At 36.4% G+C, this 23,112-nt stretch carries 14 protein-coding genes; 12 read left to right on the forward strand and 2 right to left on the reverse strand.

The features are described 5' to 3' along the window. Positions 1 to 372: 372 nt before the first annotated feature. The 3 genes from BGC7_RS11045 (at position 373) to BGC7_RS11055 (ending at position 6,255) form a co-directional block, all read left to right on the forward strand. On the forward strand, positions 373 to 2,103 hold the full coding sequence (locus tag BGC7_RS11045; RefSeq protein ID WP_050701650.1) for a phosphoenolpyruvate carboxykinase: 1,731 nt from the start codon (positions 373 to 375) through the stop codon (positions 2,101 to 2,103). Between the two features lie 166 nt (positions 2,104 to 2,269). Next, entirely contained in the window at positions 2,270 to 4,909 is a 2,640-nt protein-coding gene (ppc, locus tag BGC7_RS11050; RefSeq protein ID WP_050701651.1) for a phosphoenolpyruvate carboxylase, read from the forward strand. A gap of 122 nt (positions 4,910 to 5,031) precedes the next feature. Beyond that, positions 5,032 to 6,255, forward strand: coding sequence for a 3-phosphoshikimate 1-carboxyvinyltransferase (locus BGC7_RS11055; protein ID WP_050701652.1), 1,224 nt, complete (start codon positions 5,032 to 5,034; stop codon positions 6,253 to 6,255). A 5-nt stretch (positions 6,256 to 6,260) separates the two neighbouring features. On the opposite strand, the gene era is transcribed toward BGC7_RS11055, so the two are convergent. After that, positions 6,261 to 7,142 carry a GTPase Era gene (gene era, locus BGC7_RS11060; RefSeq protein WP_050701653.1) on the reverse strand — a complete coding sequence of 294 codons (882 nt, stop codon included), beginning with the start codon at positions 7,140 to 7,142 and terminating at the stop codon, positions 6,261 to 6,263. A gap of 213 nt (positions 7,143 to 7,355) precedes the next feature. Here era and BGC7_RS11065 point away from each other — a divergent pair, with 213 nt between their 5' ends. The 6 genes from BGC7_RS11065 (at position 7,356) to BGC7_RS11090 (ending at position 17,630) form a co-directional block, all read left to right on the forward strand. Next, positions 7,356 to 9,110 (forward strand): L,D-transpeptidase family protein, encoded by a 1,755-nt coding sequence (locus BGC7_RS11065; RefSeq protein ID WP_050701654.1) that lies wholly within the window; start codon positions 7,356 to 7,358, stop codon positions 9,108 to 9,110. Between the two features lie 149 nt (positions 9,111 to 9,259). Further along, entirely contained in the window at positions 9,260 to 11,005 is a 1,746-nt protein-coding gene (locus BGC7_RS11070) for a phospho-sugar mutase (protein WP_050701655.1), read from the forward strand. Positions 11,006 to 11,433: 428 nt separating this feature from the next. Beyond that, positions 11,434 to 11,901 (forward strand): MarR family winged helix-turn-helix transcriptional regulator, encoded by a 468-nt coding sequence (locus tag BGC7_RS11075; protein ID WP_050701656.1) that lies wholly within the window; start codon positions 11,434 to 11,436, stop codon positions 11,899 to 11,901. A 15-nt stretch (positions 11,902 to 11,916) separates the two neighbouring features. After that, positions 11,917 to 13,035 carry an efflux RND transporter periplasmic adaptor subunit gene (locus BGC7_RS11080; RefSeq protein ID WP_050701657.1) on the forward strand — a complete coding sequence of 373 codons (1,119 nt, stop codon included), beginning with the start codon at positions 11,917 to 11,919 and terminating at the stop codon, positions 13,033 to 13,035. Positions 13,036 to 13,065: 30 nt separating this feature from the next. After that, positions 13,066 to 16,236, forward strand: coding sequence for an efflux RND transporter permease subunit (locus BGC7_RS11085; protein WP_050701658.1), 3,171 nt, complete (start codon positions 13,066 to 13,068; stop codon positions 16,234 to 16,236). A gap of 2 nt (positions 16,237 to 16,238) precedes the next feature. Continuing rightward, on the forward strand, positions 16,239 to 17,630 hold the full coding sequence (locus BGC7_RS11090; RefSeq protein WP_050701659.1) for an efflux transporter outer membrane subunit: 1,392 nt from the start codon (positions 16,239 to 16,241) through the stop codon (positions 17,628 to 17,630). A 213-nt stretch (positions 17,631 to 17,843) separates the two neighbouring features. On the opposite strand, the gene BGC7_RS11095 is transcribed toward BGC7_RS11090, so the two are convergent. Beyond that, on the reverse strand, positions 17,844 to 19,553 hold the full coding sequence (locus BGC7_RS11095) for a SulP family inorganic anion transporter (protein ID WP_050701660.1): 1,710 nt from the start codon (positions 19,551 to 19,553) through the stop codon (positions 17,844 to 17,846). A 247-nt stretch (positions 19,554 to 19,800) separates the two neighbouring features. Here BGC7_RS11095 and rbr point away from each other — a divergent pair, with 247 nt between their 5' ends. The 3 genes from rbr to BGC7_RS11110 all read left to right on the forward strand — a co-directional run bounded on the left by rbr (position 19,801) and on the right by BGC7_RS11110 (position 23,088). Next, complete coding sequence (gene rbr / locus BGC7_RS11100) at positions 19,801 to 20,379, forward strand: rubrerythrin (RefSeq protein WP_050701661.1); 579 nt, start codon at positions 19,801 to 19,803, stop codon at positions 20,377 to 20,379. A 206-nt stretch (positions 20,380 to 20,585) separates the two neighbouring features. Continuing rightward, entirely contained in the window at positions 20,586 to 21,848 is a 1,263-nt protein-coding gene (locus BGC7_RS11105; protein ID WP_050701662.1) for a hemolysin family protein, read from the forward strand. A gap of 103 nt (positions 21,849 to 21,951) precedes the next feature. Further along, positions 21,952 to 23,088 (forward strand): acyltransferase, encoded by a 1,137-nt coding sequence (locus BGC7_RS11110; protein ID WP_050701663.1) that lies wholly within the window; start codon positions 21,952 to 21,954, stop codon positions 23,086 to 23,088. The last annotated feature ends 24 nt before the right edge of the window (positions 23,089 to 23,112 follow it).

A 23,112-nucleotide genomic window follows, 5' to 3' on the forward strand; every position in this document is an offset into this window, starting at 1 on the left:
AAGTAAGAAAAGGAAATTTTGTCACATCTTATAGTGTACAAAACAATAAACAAAAATGCCTATCTAAAGAATTTATGTTTGACGATAAAATAAATAAGAAACCGACTTAAATAGATCACTTATTTTTCTTATTATAAGATATTTATTTATAGACTAAAATCAAAAATTAATAAATGACAAGCATCTACAGAACAACAAAATAGTAAAAAGTTACTTTTAATTTACAATTTATTATAAAATAAGTCTGTAATTCGCTTAAATGTATAGCTAAGATTCTGTAAATTTGAGGTTAGAAAAAAATCTTCTTCTTTAGAGGATCAACCCAAATAATATTTGAAAACAAATTAATCATAAACAATAAAATAATAAGACATGCTACAAGAATTTACTTTAATTGAAGGTAAAGCAATAATTAACTTCACATTGAAATTTTGCGATACACGGCAAAAAATATTAAACAGCTATGGTTTTCGCAGAGTTATTGAAGTATTTGTTCAAAAACTTAAAAAAGAAGAAGTAATCATTTACGAATATTATATTAAGGAATTCAAAACAGATGAAGATTTTGAAAAAACACTCATAGAAGCATTCAAACTATTAACCGTTTGTAATTCCGACGAAGTACAAAACGTGCATAACAAATACTCAATCTTTTTCGACGACAGAGACCTATTCATAGAATTGATCGAATTATTATATAGTTTCTGGAGAAGATTGGAGCGCTATGCAATAGTACATAACAGCACTATCGGAAGCGGACTTCAAAGTGTTCGTTTTATGCAGGCAAACGAACTGTTCAACGAATTAATTCTTTCCATATATCGCCGCATAGAAGAAACTGTTATGGGTTATCAGCACAGAGTATATCGCCAATTAACAGCCGGAGCTAATGCAGCCCTCACCCTTAGCGATATAAATTGGAATTGCCCTGTAGAATATAAAGGGTTAACATCAATACCATTCATAACAGGAGTTATGTTCAAACCTCCTTTTATATCATACACAAAACGTAACACCCGCGACGGTATATTTCAAGAACATCAAACCAATCCAATAGAAAATATTGTATTAGGAGAAGATGACTGGTTCCTATTTCCTGCCAAAGTGGGTAACATGCTTACATTTGTGTACTTCCATAAAGATTTTATGGTACATGGCTTTGCTCTATCCAATCTTTTCGAGTTGGCTAAAGAAAGTGAATATATAGGGAAGAAACCTGAGATTATTTACATCTTCGGATACCCTGACGGACATGAGGAGAAACGTACATTCTACTACAAAGACAAAAAGAATGATATCTTAATAGGATATGCAAATCATTGCGACGATATCGACTATTTCGGATATATGAAAAAAATGCTTCTAACATTGCACAACATTAAACAAATGGAAAATAACAAACTTCCTATACATGGTGCAATGGTAAACATAGCTCTTAAAAATGGAAAAGAAGCAAATATCATCATCATGGGAGACAGTGGCGCAGGCAAGTCTGAAAGCCTTGAAGCCTTCCGTACGCTTAATGAAAAATATATACGTCATATGCGTATTATTTTCGACGACATGGGCTATCTAAAAAAGGAAGAAGACGGAACTATAAAAGGTTATGGAACTGAAATCGGCGCTTTCGTTCGTATAGATGACCTTGACCCAATGTACGCATTCGAACAAATGGAAAGGGGAATTTACACTAACCCTGACAAAATAAATGCCCGCATCACTATACCTGCTGCTACTTACGATGTAATAATGAAAGGATACAAAGTAGACTATTTCTTGTATGCCAACAATTATGAAGATGCAGAAAAGAAAATTAAGTTCTACGACAATCTGGACGAAGCTATAAAAGTTTTTGAAGCAGGAGCCCGTAAAGCCAAAGGCACCACTACAGAAAAAGGACTTGTTACATCTTATTTTGCAAATCCGTTTGGACCTGTTCAGGAACAAGAGATTGCAGGACGCCTAATTAGAGAATATTTCTCAGACATGAAAAAGAACGGAGTGAAAATTGGAGAAATCCATACATCTTTGGCAATTGACGGCAGAAGCAAAGATGGTCCTCAGGAAGCAGCAGAAGAATTATTCACATTGATAAACGAATAAAATTTATATACTTTTCCATGTGCCGGTTATTATGAATAATTGGCACATGGTGTATGATAAATATATATTAATTAGGTTTAAGAGTTTGATGAAAGAAAAAACATTAAAGCTGAACTTTTCGTTTATTATTATAGTATTATAATCATATATTGAAAACATATAAACCATGAATAATTTACAACAATCTTTGATGCACGACAATATCAAACTGTTGGGCAACATGTTGGGTAAAACCATAGGTGAAGCCAAAGGACAAGATATGGTTGCTCTAATAGAAACAATTCGTAGACTATCCAAAGCATCTCATTCAGGAGATATAGAAGCACATAAATCTTTGGTAAAGACTCTCCAGAATTTAAGAGACGAAGAATTTTTACCGGTAGCCCGTTCCTTCAACCAATTTCTGAATCTTACAAATACTGCTGAACAATATAACAGTGTCTCGCCACATGCTCAAGGGGCAGAGAATCCTGTAAATTTTCCGGAAATATATCAGAAATTAAAAGCAGCTAAGCTAAGCGATGAAGATATAATAAAAGCAATAGAAAATATATCTATAGATTTAGTACTTACAGCCCACCCTACTGAGATAAACAGACGATCATTAATTAACAATTTGAATGAAGTAGATCACTGTCTGGCTTTGTTAGACCACGACGATCTAGCCGAATATCAAAAAGTACAGATACTAAGAAGACTCAAACAACTGATTACTCAATATTGGTATACAGATGAGATTCGCCAAAAACGCCCTACCCCTAACGAGGAAGCGAAATGGGGATATGAGGTTGTAGAAAATAGCCTTTGGACAGCTGTTCCGGCGTATATAAGGGAATTAGATGATCAAATAAAAAATGTATTGCCTTATAAATTACCTGTAGATACACGTCCTATACATTTTTCTTCGTGGATGGGAGGTGATCGTGATGGAAACCCGAATGTAACAGCAAAAATAACTCACGATGTTTTATTAGACAGCAGAAAAAGAGCTGCACGCCTATTCTTAGAAGATATAGAAGTTCTTGTTAAAGAACTTTCTATGGCTACATGCACCTCTGAATTCAGAAACTATATAAATGACTATGAGGTACAAGAGCCTTACCGGGAACTAATGAAAAGGCTTCGGGCTAAACTGAGAAAAACGATTGCATATCTCGATGAGAAAATTGAAGGAAGAAACCCTGAATGTACCGAAGATATATTAATCCATAATGAGCAGTTGTGGGAGCCTCTATACGAATGTTACAAGTCGTTAGTTGCTTGTAAAATGGAAAGTATAGCCGATGATAAGCTTTTAGATACTCTTCGTAGAATTCGCTGTTTTGGACTAACATTAACCCAGTTGGATGTTAGACAAGAAAGTACAATACATACAGAAGCTCTATCCGAAATAACCCGATATTTAGGTCTAGGCGATTATGAAACATGGTCGGAAGAAGACAAGCAGGCATTTTTAATAAAGGAACTTAATTCAAAACGGCCTCTTGTCCCTAACAATTGGCAGCCAAGTCCACAAACAAAAGAAGTGTTGGACACATGTAAAGTTATAGCTACAACTCCCGAAGGAGCTATTCCTACATATGTAATATCGATGACTCGCACTCCATCCGATATACTAGCCGTTTATCTTTTATTGAAAGAAGCTGAATGCCCGTATATATTGCCGGTTACCCCATTATTTGAGACATTAAACGACTTAAATAATGCCGATAATATAATGCAGCAGCTTTTCAATATCAATTGGTATAAAGGCATTATCAAAAACAAGCAGATGATAATGATAGGCTATTCGGATTCGGCTAAAGATGCGGGTTCGTTAGCGGCAGGATGGGCTCAATATCATGCACAGGAAGCTCTGATAAAAACATGTCAGGATCAAGGTGTTGCCCTCACTCTGTTTCATGGTCGTGGTGGTACTGTCGGTCGTGGTGGTGGACCTGCTAAAGTAGCCTTATTTTCACAACCTCCGGGTTCGTTGAAAGGCGGTCTCAGAGTAACAGAACAAGGAGAAATGATCCGCTTCAAACTCGGATTACCGGATTTGGCAATAAAAACTCTATCCTTGTATACTGATGCTATATTAGAGGCAAATCTACTTCCTCCTCCTGCACCAAAGCAAGAGTGGAGAGACTTGATGAATGAATTATCAGATATTTCATGCAAAATATATCAGGATATCGTCCGTCGCGATCCTGACTTTATTCCTTACTTCTATCAGGCAACTCCCGAAGCAGAACTGGCTCGTCTACCTTTGGGTTCGCGTCCGGCCAAGCGTCGCCCTAATGGAGGAGTAGAAAGTCTTCGTGCAATTCCTTGGATATTTGGATGGACTCAAAACAGGCTGATGCTTCCAGCATGGCTAGGTGCAGGAGATGCACTCCAACAGGCGATTGACAACGGAAAGATGGATCTCTTAAAGGCAATGTATAGAGAATGGCCATTTTTTGGAACACGAATCAGCATGTTCGAAATGGTTTTTGCCAAAGCAGACTTACGAATATCTCAATACTATGACGAACGTTTGGTTGATGCCGAATTACAAAGATTAGGAAAAGAGCTAAGAAGTCAGTTAGAAAGTAACATAAATACAGTTCTAAGAATATCTCAAGATGAATATTTAATGGAAGGGTTACCTCAAGTTGCAGAGAATATAGCAATGCGAAATATTTATACCAACCCTTTAAACCTGTTACAGGTAGAACTTCTGCATCGTACACGACAGGAAGGTGAACATTCATCTGAGTTGGAATTGGCCCTAATGATAACTATTTCGGGTATCGCAGCAGGAATGCGAAACACAGGATAATTATCAATTTGAAACATAGGAAATAGAACATAAGAATCTAAAAGGTTTCTTAAATTCAGAGCCTATTACTAGATTCTTATGTTCTTTAATCTAAATTCGTAAGAATAAATTTACCCTTAATTATGCAATATAAAATAACAGGTCCGAAAGATATAAAATCGGCTATACAACTTCCTGCATCAAAAAGTATAAGTAACAGAGCTCTTATATTAAATGCTCTCAGCCATTCTTCGTTCGATATTAAAAACCTATCGGACTGCGATGACACCAATGTAATGGTAGATGCATTCAACTCAGGTAGCAATCTGATAGATGTAAAAGCAGCCGGGACTTCTATGCGCTTCCTTACTGCGCTACTGGCTATTACTCCGGGAGAATGGATTATTACCGGTACCGAACGTATGCAAGAGCGTCCTATTCATATTTTGGTAGATGCATTAGCATCTCTCGGAGCACATATCGAGTATATCGGAAAAATAGGCTTCCCTCCGCTGAAAATAAAAGGAACTTCTCTTGATGGAGGTGACATCTATCTGTCCGGAGACGTTAGTTCTCAGTTCATTTCGGCACTATTAATGATAGCGCCAACCATGAACAAGGGATTGACTATAAATCTGGAAGGAAATGTTATATCTATACCATATATAAAGCTAACGTTGGGAATGATGGCTCAATATGGAGTTAAAACCCACTGGGACGGAAAAGTAATAAAATTATACCCAGAACAGTACAAGCCTATCCACTACATTGTAGAATCCGATTGGTCGGCGGCTTCATACTGGTACGAAATGGCTGCGCTTTCTGACAATACCCATATAGAACTAAAAGGACTGTTTAAAGATAGTATGCAGGGAGACTCGAAAGTTGCAGAATTGTTTCTCGATCTTGGTATTGGTACAGAATATACTGATGATGGTGTAATACTTACCAAGACGAACAGAAAGACAAAAAAGATGTTTCACAATTTTGTAAACGAACCGGATTTAGCTCAAACCTTTGCTGTCACTTGTTGCATGATGGGAATTCCTTTTATGTTTACTGGCTTACAAACACTGAAAATAAAAGAAACAGATCGTATAGAAGCTTTAAAACAAGAACTTAGGAAATTAGGATATGTGCTATATGACAGTGAAGATAGTATATTGGAATGGACAGGCGAACGCTGCGAAGCTATGCCGGATGCTGTAATAAAAACATATGAAGATCATCGTATGGCGATGGCATTTGCTCCGGCGGCAATATGCCTGGATCATATAAACATAGCTACACCTAAAGTGGTTACGAAGTCTTATCCCCGTTTTTGGGACGACCTCAAACATGTAGGTTTTAGTATAACAGGAGAATAGAAGAATCAGTCTAAACGATACCCGAATTGGCGAAGTATGTTATCCCTGCTTCGCCAATCTTTTTCTACCTTGACGAATATCTCCATAAAGATTTTCTTATTGAAGAAGCGTTCAATATCTTTACGAGCCATAGTTGCAACTTTCTTCAGAGCTGCTCCTTTGTGCCCTATTATTATTCCTTTCTGAGTATCGCGCTCGACAATGATAAGGGCACGTATATTGATTATATCTTTCTCCTCTTTAAATTCTTCTACAACAACTTCCACTGCATACGGAACCTCTTTCTGATAATATAAAAGAATCTTCTCGCGAATAGTCTCAGTTACAAAGAATCGAGCAGGACGATCGGTCAGCGCATCTTTCTCGAAATAAGGAGGAGACTCTGGGATCAGGTCTAAGATCCTCTTTTTAATAATATCTATATTAAACTTATTCAATGCCGATATAGGATATATCTCGGCCTTAGGCAACAAGTCTTTCCACTTAGCAACCAACTCTTCCAGCTCCTTCTGATTAGTCTGATCTATTTTATTTATCAGTAGTAGCACAGGAGCATCTGCCTGCTGAACCTTTTGTAGAAATTCCTCATTCTTATCAGTTTTCTCTACCACATCGGTCATATATAATAAAACATCGGCATCGCTAAGTGCCGATTGAGAAAATCCCAACATAGACTCCTGCAATTTGTAGTTTGGACGCAACACTCCCGGGGTATCAGAATATACGATCTGGTATTCCTCGGTGTTTACAATACCCAAAATTCTATGACGGGTAGTCTGAGCCTTTGATGTAATGATAGAGACTTTCTCTCCGACCAATAGATTCATCAAGGTTGATTTTCCTACATTTGGGTTTCCTACAATATTTACAAATCCGGATTTATGCATTCTATATTTTATCTATTATTATAATGAAAGAACAAAAGTACAAAAAGATTCAGTTAAAATGTAAAACATGAACAATTAACACTAGAATATATTATTGTTATTAGTCGAAGTTTTTATTATTTTTGCATCAGAAAAGAAATTTGATTTTCATTCTCAAAAAACACTTGCAAATATACACTCACTAAACTTTTACCCTCTCTTTATATCTTATATATGAAACACATACCTTACAATCTGTATTTTTTATTTTTCATTCTTTCCTTTGTTATAATTTCGTGCAAAGATAAAAGTTCTCATAAAGTAAGTGAGTCGAACAAGAAAGAGGTGGTGAAATCTAAATTTGCGAGAAACTATCCGGACTTCGATCCTCAGATTTTCAGAAAATACCTAAAAACCCATATTGTAGAAGATAGTATTGCTGCACCCTTTTATCAAGAAAACGAATTCTCTGCCATATGGGTACACGATACACTAGACACTAAAAACCTATACACATATATAGACATTCTCGAACAAGTAGAAAAGCACGGTTTAACATCTGATTATTTTTCTGTTTCTAGAATAAAATCAATTACCGATTCTATAGATTCAGGTGCATACTCTAACTATCCCGACACATTGTATTCAAAAATATATGAAGTAGAGCGCTTATCTACAGCTTCTTTAATTAAGTACGCTACAGGCATGAAATATGGGTTTGTAAATCCTCACAAGCTTTTTGGAAAAAAATTGTACGATATTACACTACTCAGTGCAGACTCTGCGTTTTACACATCCTTATATTCTGAAATAAAGATAAACCCTATTGATGTAGCAACCCTATCTCACCCTACAGATAGTATATATCTACTATTGCAAAAAGAATATGAAATACTGAAAAGAGGAGAAGCGACTGATATAAAAAAAATAACATCGGGAAGCACAACATTTAAATTAGGAGACAAAAGTAAGTATATATCAGATATTGCCGAACGATTAATTATAACAGGAGAATATACTCCAAATACAGAAACAAACGATAGCCTTCATAGCATCTTAGATGAAACATTATTGGATGCAATAAATACTTTCAGAAGAAAAAATTCATATCTGGAAGAAAAAGAAGTTGGGAAACTTACAATAGATGCTCTTAACCAGCCTATTAGTTATTACACAAACAAGATAAGAGCTAATATGGAACGTTACCGGTGGAAGCGAGCCAAGCCGAAAGAGAATAAACATATAGAGGTTAATGTCGCTTCATTTATGTTGGAAGCAACACAGTCTGATAGCCTACCTTTAATATCTAGAGTATGTGTAGGTTCTGTAAGAAACAAAACACCTTTATTGGAAAGCAATATTTCTTATCTTAATCTAAATCCTATATGGAATGTACCTAAGAGTATTGCTCAAAACGAAGTTGCTGTGTTACAGAAGAAAGATCCGACCTATATAAAACGACACAACATGCGTTTGTTTAAAGGAGGAAAAGAAATTGATACTGAGTCTATTGATTGGAAAACAGTCAATCCTGCAAAATTCCCATATTTTATAAAGCAAGATCCCGGATATGGTAACTCTTTAGGACTGATTAAATTCATGTTCAACAACGCGCATTCAGTATATTTACACGATACACCTAGTAAAGCTGCATTTGGACGAAAGATCAGAGCAATAAGCCATGGATGTGTAAGAGTTCAAAAACCTTTTGAGCTTGCATTCTTTTGTACATCTCCCTCTACCGACTTATACAAAGATCAACTATTATTTAGTGTAAAGAAAGAGCCTATCACTATCGAAGGAAAAAAGCTGTTAAAAGAGGATAGGTTAAAAAAGATATCGGATATAATAAACATCAAGCAGGATAAAAAAATATCATTATTTATCGACTACTATACAGTATTTACGTATCAGAATGATAGTATGCTATATTATGCAGACGATGTATATGGATATGATGATTTAATTTTAAGAGAATTATCTATATAGTAAGAAAAGATAGGATATCGACCAAAAAGTGACAACCTCTTTTATTTGTATTTTATAATGAAACCTGATCTTATTAATGCAATTTTTACTATTTTTGTTTCTTACATTTATCAAGATCATAAGACTATTAGAACAAAATAAGCAGGAACATGGAAAATAATGAATTATTATTGCAAGTAACAGCAAAGGCTAAAACATGGCTTTCGGACAAATATGATGACGAAACCCGAAAACTGGTACAAGCATTATTAGACAAAGAAGATAAAACCGAGCTTATCGAAGCTTTTTATAAAGATCTTGAGTTTGGAACCGGAGGTTTACGCGGTATTATGGGCGTGGGTACCAACAGGGTTAACATATATACTATCGGAGGTGCTACTCAGGGACTAGCAAACTATTTGTTAAAAGAATTTTCTACCTTAAAACAAATAAAAGTTGTTATTGGACACGATTGCCGTAATAACAGTAGAAAGTATGCAGAAATTTCAGCCGAAATCCTTTCTGCTAACGGAATAAAAGCTTATCTTTTCGAAGATCTTCGCCCTACTCCTGAGGTTTCGTATGCAATCAGAAAATTAGGATGTCAAAGCGGTATAATGATTACTGCATCTCACAACCCAAAAGCATATAATGGATACAAAGCATACTGGGAAGATGGTGCTCAAGTAATACCTCCTCACGATAAAAATATTATTGCCGAAGTAAACCGAGTAAATGTAGGTGATATCAAATTTAAAGGAAACAAAGAATTAATAGAGACTCTGACCAAAGAAATAGATGAATCATACATCAATGATCTGAAAACATTACAATTATCGCCAGACGCAGTAAAACGTCATGGAAGCATTGGCATTGTATATACTCCACTGCACGGCACAGGTTTCACTATTATACCACAAGCACTGAAAGCATGTGGATTTAACAACATTATTAATGTACCCGAGCAGGATGTATTAAGTGGCGATTTCCCTACAGTAGTATCGCCTAACCCTGAAGATCCTGCCGCTATGGCTATGGCTGTAAAAAAAGGAGTAGAAACTAATGCCGAACTGGTATTTGCTACAGACCCCGATGCCGATCGTTTCGGTGCAGCTATAAGAAACGATAAAGGTGAGTTTATTCTATTGAATGGCAATCAGACAATGCTTATTCTCATCTATTATATCATTACCCGCAAAAGAGAACTCGGACAGCTTACTGGCAAAGAATATACAGTTCGTACTATCGTAACCAGTGCTTTGACTCAGACTGTATCAGAGAAAAACGGAGTGGAAATGTTCGAATGCTATACAGGCTTCAAATGGATAGCATCTGTTATGCGCGAACTGGAAGGAAAGCGCCAATATATAGGAGGCGGGGAAGAAAGTTATGGCTTCTTAGCCGAAGATTTTGTAAGAGATAAAGACTCTGTATCTGCTGCTATCCTATTTGGAGAAATTGCTGCATGGGCTAAAGATAATGGAAAAACTCTGTATGAAATGCTTCAGGACATCTATGTTGAATATGGCTTTTCGAAAGAAAAAGGCATTTCTGTTGTAAAAGAAGGACGTACAGGTGCTGAAGAAATAGAATCAATGATGAAGAACTTCAGAGAAAACCCTATTCAACAAATTGCAGGCTCAAAGGTGGTCTTAATAAAGGACTATGTTACCCTAAAAGCCAAAGACCTTGTATTGGAAGAAGAGTTTACTCTTGAAATGCCTACAACATCGAACGTACTTCAATATTTTACAGAAGATGGCACCAAAGTATCCATTAGGCCATCGGGTACAGAGCCAAAAATAAAATTCTATATAGAAGTACACAGCAAACTAAAATCGAGAGAAGAATATGATGTTGTAGATGCTGCTGCTGAAAAGAAAATAGAACAAGTTTGTAAAGATTTAGGTATCTAAAACAGTATAATATACTCGACAGATAAAAGCCGGATTCATAATGAATCCGGCTTCTTTTTTTTACAGAAATGAAACATTTTTTACAAAAAAAGTTGTTCCTTTACACTGATCTTTAGTTCTCCTTTAACGAGAGCTTTCTTAAAAGAACAGAGAACAAGACCCAAATAGACAAAAGGAAACAGATATATAATCGGTTTGAACTCTTTATTAAATTAAAGTATAATGAGTAAAAATCATCCCAAAAGCAAAATGCAATTCATTATTTACAATAAACCTTCAATGTGTTTTTATCAAACAAATACAAACAAAATGAACGATCGTCCACTACCTTGCGTAAAAAATGTTAATAAATAGAATTTAAATGATTCCCGGCAACACTTATTATAAGTACACTTACTATATTTGCATTCAAATTAAATAAAGAATAAATGGATGTAAATTGCAACAAATTGGGTAATCCTTACGAAGATGTAGGGTATTTGATATGGCGGGTATCCAAATATTGGCATAGAGGTAAACATAAACTACTAGACGAATTTGGACTTACTAGTGCCCAGTTGGAACTATTAGGAGCTATATATCATATGTCGAGACGAAATATGGAAGCAACACAAATTATTCTGTCGCAAGAAACAGATATAGATCCGATGACGACATCTACAATTCTCAGAAACCTACAGAGAAAAGGGTTAATCAGCAGACGCGAAAGTACAACTGATACAAGAGCCCGAATAGTAGAAGTAACAGAAGCTGGAGCCGAACTATTTGTAAAAGCGATATCAAAAGTAAAAGAAGGACAAGATGTATTATTCAAAAATATAGATACAGAAGCATTAAAGATTCAGCTTCAAATTCTATTAGGAGAAATGGATAGATTGAGTAAAATCAGTAATTAAAAATAAATAAAGGACATGGACTTAAAGAAGATTGTTTTTGGAGCAACAGCTCTATTGGTTATGGTATCTTGTGGGAACAAGAATTCCAACCCCTTTGGAGGAGGGGACACTTCTCCGAAAGAATACCCCACAGCGGTATTGCAAGAGCAAAGTGTTGAACTTGAAAGTGTATATCCTGTAACTATAAAAGGACAGGAAGATATAGAGATCAGACCACGTATCGACGGATTTATTGATGCAATATATGTGGACGAAGGTTCTGTTGTAAAAAAAGGTCAAACTCTATTTAAAATCAATTCACCACAAGCAGCGCAGGCAGTAAACACTGCAAAAGCAGCTGTGAGTAGCGCAGAGGCACAAGTGCAAACAGCAAAATTGAATGTAGATAGAATCAGACCATTAGCAGAAAAAGGTATTGTGAGCCAAGTACAATTAGATACTTATATGAATGCATATACATCAGCATTGGCTACAAAGGCACAAGCAGATGCAACGCTGACAAATGCTAATGCAACAATGAGCTGGACAAATGTGTCAAGCCCTGTAGATGGAGTTGTAGGATCTATTCCATTCCGTTTGGGTAGTTTAGTCAATAATGGAAATGTGTTAACAACAGTATCCAGCACAAGTAATGTTTTTGCAAACTTCTCTCTTAACGAAAAAGAATTGGTCACTTTCCTTGCCAATTTGGAAGGTAAAACTCAGGCAGAGAAAATTAAGAATTTGCCGGAAATATCTTTAAGAATGGCTGACGGAACTTTATATTCTGAAAAAGGAAAAATAAAGACTATTACAGGACAAGTGAATGTAACAACAGGTAGTGCTAATTTCAGAGCAGACTTTCCGAATCCTCATGGAATATTAAGGAGTGGTTTTAGCGGTAATATATCTATACCAAAACATATAGAGAAAGCAATACTAATACCGCAAGTTGCAACATTTACTAAACAAAATAAACACCTTACATATAAAGTAGTGAATGACTCGATAGCTATACAGACTTTAATATCAGTGGTGCCTACACCTGATGGCAAAAGCTATGTTGTAGAAGACGGACTATCTGTAGGCGATCGTATTATCACAAATGGTATAGCAACATTATCGGATAGCGCTAGAGTTATAGTAAAGAAATAAGACTTTTTAATAAAATAAAATAAAGATACAATGTTAAAGACATTTATAGAAAGACCTGTACTATCTACAGTTATTTCTGTCATCATTGTGGTATTAGGGATTATTGGGCTGGCTACTTTGCCGGTAGAGCAATATCCCGACATAGCACCTCCGACAGTACAGGTTCAGGCTAACTACCCCGGTGCAAATGCGGATGTAGTTATGAATAGTGTAGTTATACCTCTCGAAGAACAAATAAACGGAGTAGAGGGTATGACATATATGACATCATCGGCAAGTAACGGGATGGCAACAATCAGGGTATTCTTCAAACAGGGTATCAATGCCGACATTGCAGCCGTAAACGTACAGAATCTTGCAGCACGCGCCACTCCTCTACTTCCGCAAGAAGTAACACAACTAGGGGTGACTGTTGCAAAACAACAGAATAGTACGCTGTTAGGTTTTACCCTAAGTACAAGTAACCCCGACTACGATGGAGAGTTTTTGCAAAACTATGCCAATATCAATATCCTGCCACAAATCAAACGTGTATATGGAGTAGGTAATGCGAGCGTGTTTGGAGCCAAAGACTACTCAATGCGTATATGGTTGAAGCCAGACATTATGGCCGCCTACAAAATATCGGCGCAAGAAGTATCTGCAGCTTTGCAAGATCAGAATATAGAGGCAGCTCCCGGCGAGTTAGGACAAAATAGTGATCAATCTTTCCAGTATGCACTGAGATATACCGGAAAGCTAAAAACAGAAGAAGATTTTCAAAATATAATACTTCGTTCTCAGAACGGACAAATTTTGAGATTGAAAGATATAGCTGATGTAGAGTTAGGGTCTCTTAATTACAGTGTAGTCTCTCAAACCGACAGAAATGATGCTGTGTTTATGATGATAAACCAAACAGCGGGATCGAATGCACAACAAGTAATTGCTGATGTAAAAGCCGTATTGAAAGATGCAGAAAAATCATTACCTTCAGGTGTTCAGTTCAACTTTATGATGGACTCGAGCGAGTTCCTTGATGCATCTATCGAAAAAGTTATTCACACCCTGATAGAAGCCTTTATACTTGTATTTATCGTAGTATTCGTTTTCTTACAGGATTTGCGTTCTACTATTATTCCGGCAGTAGCTGTACCGGTTGCAATTGTTGGTACGTTTTTCTTCCTACAGATTTTCGGGTTTTCTGTCAATCTGTTGACGTTGTTTGCCCTTGTGCTGGCCATTGGTATTGTCGTCGATGATGCCATAGTCGTCGTCGAGGCCGTTCACGCCCATCTGGATGCAGGAGAAAAAGATCCTAAGGTAGCAACCATGACGGCCATGAAAGAGATTGCGCCTGCCATTGTATCTATCACTTTGGTTATGTCAGCGGTGTTTATTCCGGTCAGCTTCATTGGTGGTACTACGGGTATATTCTTTAAGCAGTTTGGTCTTACACTAGCCATAGCGATCCTCATATCGGCCGTAAACGCATTAACGCTGAGTCCGGCTCTCTGTGCCCTGTTCCTTAAGGCACACGACGAAGAACATAAACAAAAGAGTTTCCTTCAGAAGTTTTATTACTATTTTAATATCACTTTCAACAGCGCTACTCAGAAATACAAACAATCATTGCATTTCTTAGGCCGCAAAGGACACCGTTGGATCACAGTGGCCATTATATTAGTATCGTCTTTGATTCTATTTGGGCTAATGAAGATGTTGCCTACTGGTTTTGTACCTAACGAAGACAGTGGAGGTGTTATCGGTTTCGTTACTTTGCCCCCGGGATCGTCGTTGGAAAGAACCGACTCGGTTGTTGCACAGGTGGTACGCATTGCCAGCGAAATAGAAGGAGTGAAAGGCGTAACAAATATTACAGGGGTAAACTTTACGGCTGGGATGAATAGCTCTTATGGAACTCTTGTTGTTAAGATGAAATCGTGGAACGACAGAAAATTATCTACCAACGAAGTTTCTGCTATCCTGAAAGAAAAAACAAGCGGAATTAAAGACGCTACATTTTTCTTTCTAGCAACACCTACCCTACAAGGATTTGGTCTGGGTGCTGGTGTTGAACTACAGCTACAAGACCGCATGGGTGGAGATATAAATAAATTTAATGATGTTGCTCAAAACCTATTGCAAAAACTTACTGCTAGAAAAGATATTGTAATGATGGGGATGACAAACTTTAACCCGGCTTTCCCACAGAAAGAGATATCTGCTGATTTGCCTAAAATTAAAGCAGCCGGGCTCACTCTCAATCAGGTGATGGGTACATTGCAGACATATATAGGTAGTTCTTATGCTTCTACATTCAATCTCTACGGTAAACAATTCAGGGTTGTATTACAGGCCTCGCCGGAATACCGTAAAAAAATAGAAGACCTCAATGGCCTCTTTGTGCAAACAGCTTCAGGAGAGATGGCTCCAATAACAGAGTTTATCCATATCAAAGATATAGATGCACCTCCTACACTAAGCCGTTTCAATATGTATTCGTCCATAGACCTTACTATTGTACCTAATCTTATTGACGGGAAGAGTACTGGAGATGTACTTAATCTATTAGAAGAATTTTCGCAGGATAAAACGATATTACCGGATGGATATACTTACGAATTTTCCGGTATGACTCGTGAAGAAGCTAATAGTGGAAATGAAACTGTATTGATCTTTGGTATTTGTATCATTTTCGTATACTTGCTATTATGTGCTTTGTATGAAAGTTACATTATTCCTCTTGCAGTATTATTCTCCCTACCTGTTGGTTTGGCCGGAGTATTTATCTTCCTTATGATATTCGGAGTCTCGCAAGGTATTGTTAATAATATATATGTTCAGATATCGATGATTATGCTCATCGGACTATTGGCTAAAAATGCCATTCTTATTGTAGAATATGCGATTCAACGTCGTCAACAAGGTATGAGTATAATCGAGGCTGCTGTAAACGGTGCTGTAGCACGTCTTCGTCCGATTTTGATGACATCATTTGCATTTATTGCAGGATTACTTCCATTGATGTTTGCATCAGGAGCAGGTGCCATAGGAAATAAATCTATTGGTATCAGTGCAGTAGGTGGTATGTTTATCGGAACCATGATTGGAGTATTAGTGATACCTTCGCTTTACATTATATTCCAAAGTATACAAGACAAGTTCAGTAAATCGGGAATGATAAACTCTAACGATGAGTTAATTAATAAAAACAAATAACTATGATCAGAAAATATATAAAAGGTACAATTCTATTGGGAGTAATACTCTCAATGGGATTCTCCTCCTGTCAGGTCGTCAATAAATATAAAGCTCCCGAGATAGATTCGGATGCCTTATATCGCGACGAGGTTTCTACAGACACTACTACGATAGCTAATATTCCTTGGCGGGAATATTTCACTGACCCTGCTCTTCAGGCTTTAATAGATGAAGCTTTGAACAACAACTATGATATGCTCATAGTAGCACAACGCGTAAAACAGGCAGAAGCTGCTTTGGGTATGGCTCGTGCGGCTTATTTTCCAAGCTTGGCTGTTGGAGGGAACCTAACTCACACACGTTTTAGTAATGGAGCTGATGGAAAAAAAACTTTAGGCTACCACACTAACGAATATATGGTAGGATTCACTGCAACTTGGGAACTAGACGTATGGGGCAAGCTCAATCGTCAGTCTCGTGCCAAATTTGCAGATGTTTTGAACAGTTATGCAGGTCGCAACCTATTACAAACATCCTTAATTTCGGGTATTGCAAATTCTTATTATGCACTGCTTGCTCTAGACCAGCAGCTGGAAGTAACTAACGAAATGATTGGTTTAATGCAGGAAAGTGTAGATGCAATTGAAGCAATGAAAACTGCCGGATTTCAGAACAGAGCTGCTGTAGAGCAAATGAAAGCATCGTTATACTCAGCTAAAGTATCCATCCCTGATCTGGAAAGCAACATAAGACAGTTAGAAAACAGTATCTGTGTAATGCTAGGTAGAAAACCCGGCAGTATTGCTCGCACTACAATAAAAGATCAAGTAGTACCTACTCAGTTAGCATATGGTGTACCATATCAAATGTTAGCAAAAAGGCCGGATGTTAGGCAAGCTGAATTATCTTTCAGATCTGCCTTTGAATTAACAAATGCAGCACAGGCAAGCTTTTATCCTTCTATTTCAATAAACAGTGCATCTCTCGGATATGCAGGAACATTGTTTAAACCAGAAAATCTTGCAGCTAATATTATAGGTAATATAATGCAGCCAATATTTGCTAAGAAACAGCTTATAACTCAACTAAAAGTAGCTAAAGCAGAACAGCAAGCAGCATTACTTACATTCGAAAAAACAGTATTAGAAGCAGGTCAGGAAGTATCAAATATTATGTATACCTACGAGTCTTCACAGAAAAAGAATGAAGTGAGGTCAGAACAGGTTACATCGCTTACACAAGCTGTACACGATACGAAAGAGTTATTGTCTGCCGGAGAAGCAAATTATTTGGAAGTAATCAATGCACAACAAAGTTTACTTCAGGCAAAACTTAATCAAATAAGTGACAAGTTAGAACAGCTTCAAGCATCCTCTGATCTATACAGAGCTTTAGGCGGAGGTATTGAGTAAATAAAAATCAGATAACACTTTTCTTTAAGAGGGGGATATTTTCGAATAGAATTTATTCCCCTCCTTTATTTATCACATTTTTGAAAAATAGTTCTATACAGTCACATGACAAGTATAACAAAAAATAGACCTAATAAAAAACCGAGACAGCTATATGTCTCGGTTTTTTATTTAATCTATAAATAATATCAATTGTTTACGATAAGCAGTCTATTAAGTTGTTTCCTGCAATTCTGTTATCAGCTTATTTGCTCTAGCAATTGCAATATTTATATTGTCACAGATATTTTCTTCTCCAATCATATTAGGGATATCTGATGTTTCTATCATAGCATGTACTTCACGCCTTACACCAGACAAAATAACCTGAATACCATCTTTCATAGACTTCCGACACAAACTCTCCAGATTATGCAGCCCGGTAGAGTCTATAAATGGTACTTTACGCATACGTATAATGCGAATCTTTGATTTATCTCCAATAATACGCATACTCTCTTCAAACTTATTAGCTATACCAAAAAAGAATGGACCATCTATTTCATATACTTCGACTTCGTCTGGTAATAATAATACCTCTTCATCTTGAGTGAACTCACTCTCATCTGTTAAATCAAGCTTATCTTTTATAATAGAAACATGTGTAACATCATTTATCCGCTTCATAAATAGCACCACTGCAAGAAGGAGTCCGACTTCTATTGCAATAGTAAGATCGAATATAACAGTAAGGAAGAAAGTAATAAGTAGTACAGCGACATCTGATTTCTGATCTTTCAGCAAAGATTTGAATGTACGCCATTCACTCATATTATACGATACTATCACCAACACCCCAGCCAGACACGCCATCGGTATATACTGAGCCAACGGCATCAACAATAAGAGAATTAATAATAAAACAATAGCATGTATAATACCTGCAACAGGAGTACGCCCCCCATTATTGATATTAGTCATAGTACGAGCTATTGCACCTGTAGCAGGTATTCCTCCAAACAAAGGCGTTACAATATTAGCTACCCCCTGGGCTATAAGTTCTGTGTTCGAATTATGCTTCTCCCCTCCGATTACGCCATCAGCTACAGTCGCAGATAAAAGAGATTCAATTGCTCCCAGCAGAGCAATGGTTAAGGCGACAGGTAATAGATCGGTAATAGCCTGCATATTAAGATTCGGCAATTCTGCAGCAGGCAGTTCTGCATTGATCCTAAAACGATCACCAATAGTATCAATTACAGATATTCCAAAATATGTTTTTAATACGTAGACTCCAATAGTAACTACTATAATGGCAACCAACGAACCTGGTATTTTCTTTATAACTCGTGGAGTGAATACTATGATAAGAATACTTATAATGCTCACTAATGTATTCCACCAGTTTATAGTATCAAAGTGTTTAACATATATAATCCATTTACCGATAAAGTCGCCCGGAACTTTTTCACCACCGAAAGTTAATCCAAAAATATCAGCTATTTGTGTAGTAAAGATAGTAACGGCAATACCGCTTGTAAATCCTACAATAATAGGATATGGGATAAATTTTATGATCTTGCCCAACTTAAAAATCCCGAGTAACACAAGTATTACTCCCGCAATGATAGTAGCAACAAGAAGCCCTTGTATTCCATAGTTCTGTACAACACCATATACAATAACGATAAAAGCCCCAGTAGGGCCTCCAATCTGTACTTTACTTCCTCCTAATAAGGATATTATAAATCCGGCTATAATAGCAGTTATAATACCTTGCTCAGGCTTCACCCCTGAGGCTATACCAAAAGCCAAAGCCAAGGGAAGTGCTACAATACCAACAATCAACCCCGCCATGAGGTCATTTACAAGTTTTTCCTTATTATACGTTTTCAGAGAGATAAATAACTGAGGAGTAAAGTCCTTAAAAAAACTTTTTTTCATAATTTAACTAATAAATCCGGCTATGAGTAACCGGCGACTATCATAAAAATATAATAACCTAGCAAGCAGGCAATTACAAAGCTCTCGAAAAACACTATTTAGAAACAATCTAAGTATCTTATTTAGAACACCTTATTATCACCTCAATTTTGAGACACAAAGGTATAAAATCATTCTTGTTTTCTTCCCAAAAGAAAGAATAATTATTATATTTGTAAATATATAGACTAAAACTATCAAACAAGTTATGGAAAAAAGTATTAAAGGAACAGAGACTGAAAAATGTCTCTTAAAGTCTTTTGCCGGAGAATCTCAGGCTAGAATGCGTTACACAATGTTTGCCAGTGTTGCAAAAAAAGAAGGCTACGAACAGATAGCAGCTATCTTCTTAGAAACAGCAGACCAAGAAAAAGAGCATGCAAAACGCATGTTTAAATTCTTAGAAGGGGGTATGGTTGAAATTACAGCATCTTATCCTGCAGGTAAAATAGGAACTACTGCCGAAAATCTTATCGAGGCAGCAGCCGGAGAGCATGAAGAATGGTATATAGACTATCCGGCATTTGCTGAAATAGCAGAGAAAGAAGGTTTTAAGGAAATTGCAGTAATGTACAGAATGGTAGCCAAAGTAGAAAACATGCACGAAGACCGTTATAAAGCTCTTCTTGCTCGTGTAGAAAGTCAATCAGTATTCTCTCGTGAAGAAGCGATCGACTGGCAATGCCGCAACTGTGGATTTGTTATTAAGAGTAAAATGGCTCCGAAAACTTGTCCGGCATGTTTACACCCTCAGGCATATTTCGAACCACTAAAATGGAATTTTTAATAAATTCTTATAATATAATAAAAAAGACTACCCCTCAAGGTGGTCTTTTTTTATTTTGGATAAATCTCTAAATAGATTATCTATAATAAAAGATTGGATTATTTCAGAAAAGCTTAATTAACATTCGAAAATATTCTCTTCTTATATATTTAATTATGTAGTATCAAAGGAATATAATTAATTTAGCAGTCTAAATAAGGAGAAGTATGGAGATCATAATAATAATTGCACTTATATTACTCAATGGATTATTTTCCATGTCGGAGATAGCTATAGTTTCGGCGCGTAAATCGAGTCTGAACAACGAAGCAAAACGGGGAAGTAAAAGTGCGCAAGCAGCGGTAAATCTAGCTAACAATCCTAATAAATTTTTATCAACAATACAAGTTGGTATAACGTTAATAGGTATAATAACAGGTTTATATTCAGGAGATGTATTAGCAGATGACTTCTCGCAAATATTAGCAAAAACAAGTATACCTAACAATTATGTACTTCCGGTTGCTAAAATAACAATCGTTATTTTGGTTACATATTTCACAATAGTATTTGGAGAATTAGTACCTAAACGCATAGGAATGAGTGCAGCGGAGAAGATTGCAAAGATAATAGCAAAACCAATGCATTATCTTTCTCTTTTGGTATCGCCGTTTGTATGGCTACTGTCTAAGAGCACAACTATAATCTTTAACATATTGGGAATAAAAGGCTCTGAAGCTAAAGTTACAGAAGAGGAGATTAAATCCATTATACAGGAAGGTGCAGAAGATGGTGCGGTACAAGCTGTGGAGAAAGATATTGTCGAACGGGTTTTTACTCTTGGAGATAGAGACTTGGAGTCGATAATGACCAACCGCAACGAAATAATATGGATAGATACTGATATGACTAACGATGAGATTGTAGAAATCATACGCAATCATCCATTCGACAAGTATCCTGTTGGCAAAAAAGATTTAGATCATATTGAAGGTGTAGCATACCTTAAAGATATGTTTGGGAAAATAGAACAACCTGATTTTGACATTTATCAGATAGTGAGACCTGTACATTATTTCTATGAAGACATGGAAGTGTATACTGCTCTTGAGGAAATGAAATTAAAACATATACAATATGCCCTTGTATGTGACGAATTTGGTACTGTACGAGGGGTCGTTACCTTAAAAGACATACTAGAAGCTCTTGTTGGTACAATACTAGACCCTTTGGAAGAACCGGAGATCGTACAACGACAAGATGGCAGTTGCCTGATTGATGGACAATGCTCTTTCTATAACTTTCTTACTTATTTCCAAAAGGGGGATTTATATCCTAAGTACGACTATAATACAATTAGCGGACTCATACTAGATCTTTTAGGACATATTCCGAAAACAGGAGAACAAGTGCAGTGGCATAAGTTCTTATTCGAAATTGTAGACATGGATGGCGCCCGAATTGATAAGGTATTAGTAACACAGTTGTGAACTGAAAAAGAGAATCTTACTACCGGATAAGATAATATAATCTATACTTTTTCGTATCTTCGACTTCATATTATCTAATACACAAATTATACTTTTTCAACAGATGAATTTACAAACTAAAAACCATATAGCTTGGATAGATATCCTTCGCATAGCTGCTTGCTTTCTTGTTATTGTATCACATAGCTGCGATCCTTTTGTTGGACAATTTGATAATAATCGTTATGAATTCCTGACAGGAGCTTTTATTGGTAGCTTCGTAAGGCCTTGCGTACCTTTGTTTGTTATGATATCAGGAGTATTATTATTACCTGTAAATATGGACATGAAAACATTCTATACCAAAAGGACTAAACGCATAGCTATACCTTTTATATTTTGGTCTCTATTAATGCCTATTCTCTATTTCCTATATTTTGCATCAGGTATTGAAACAATAAGCCCCAGCATAGCAGAAGATATTCATACACTTCCTATGACATTACAGAAACTATATACTTTTATTTTCAATTTCAACTACGACACCACTCCTCTATGGTATGTGTATATGCTGATAGGCCTCTACTTATTCATGCCCATATTAGGAGGCTGGCTTAAGCAGGCTTCGAAAACAGATATAAAATGGTTCTTAAGTATCTGGATAATAAGCATGTGTTTACCCTATCTGCAAATGTTGGCTCCGATACTTGGTTATAACGGAAATTATGGCAACATGGGCTTACTTGGTGTGTGCGACTGGAATCCTTATGGAATGCTTTATTATTTTTCAGGTTTTCTCGGCTATTTAGTACTGGCATACTATCTAGTACACCATCCACTAAATTGGAACTGGAAACGAACATTATCTATTGCTATACCATTATTTATGATCGGATATGCAATTACAGCAGGAGGCTTTATTATTACTCAAAAATATTTTCCGGGTAGCTACGCTAATCTAGAGATAATCTGGTACTTTTCGGGAATTAATGTATTTTTAATGACCACAGCTATATTCATTATTATGCAAAAAATAAAAGTGAAACCTTCTCCTTTCTTAAATAAAGTGGCAGTACTCACTTTCGGAATATACCTTTGTCACTTCATATTTGTACAGCTTGGATACGATCTCATATATAGAAGTATTCCTGTGCCTCCGTTTTTCAAGATTATACTGATAGCAGTATTTACTTTCTGTATTTCTTTATTTGTCGTTTGGCTAATGAGCTTTAATAAAGTTACAAGGAAAGTAATAATGTAAGCAGAAAGAAGGGGAAAACTGATA

This window comes from Dysgonomonas sp. BGC7, assembly GCF_001261735.1.
Classification (GTDB): Bacteria; Bacteroidota; Bacteroidia; order Bacteroidales; family Dysgonomonadaceae; genus Dysgonomonas.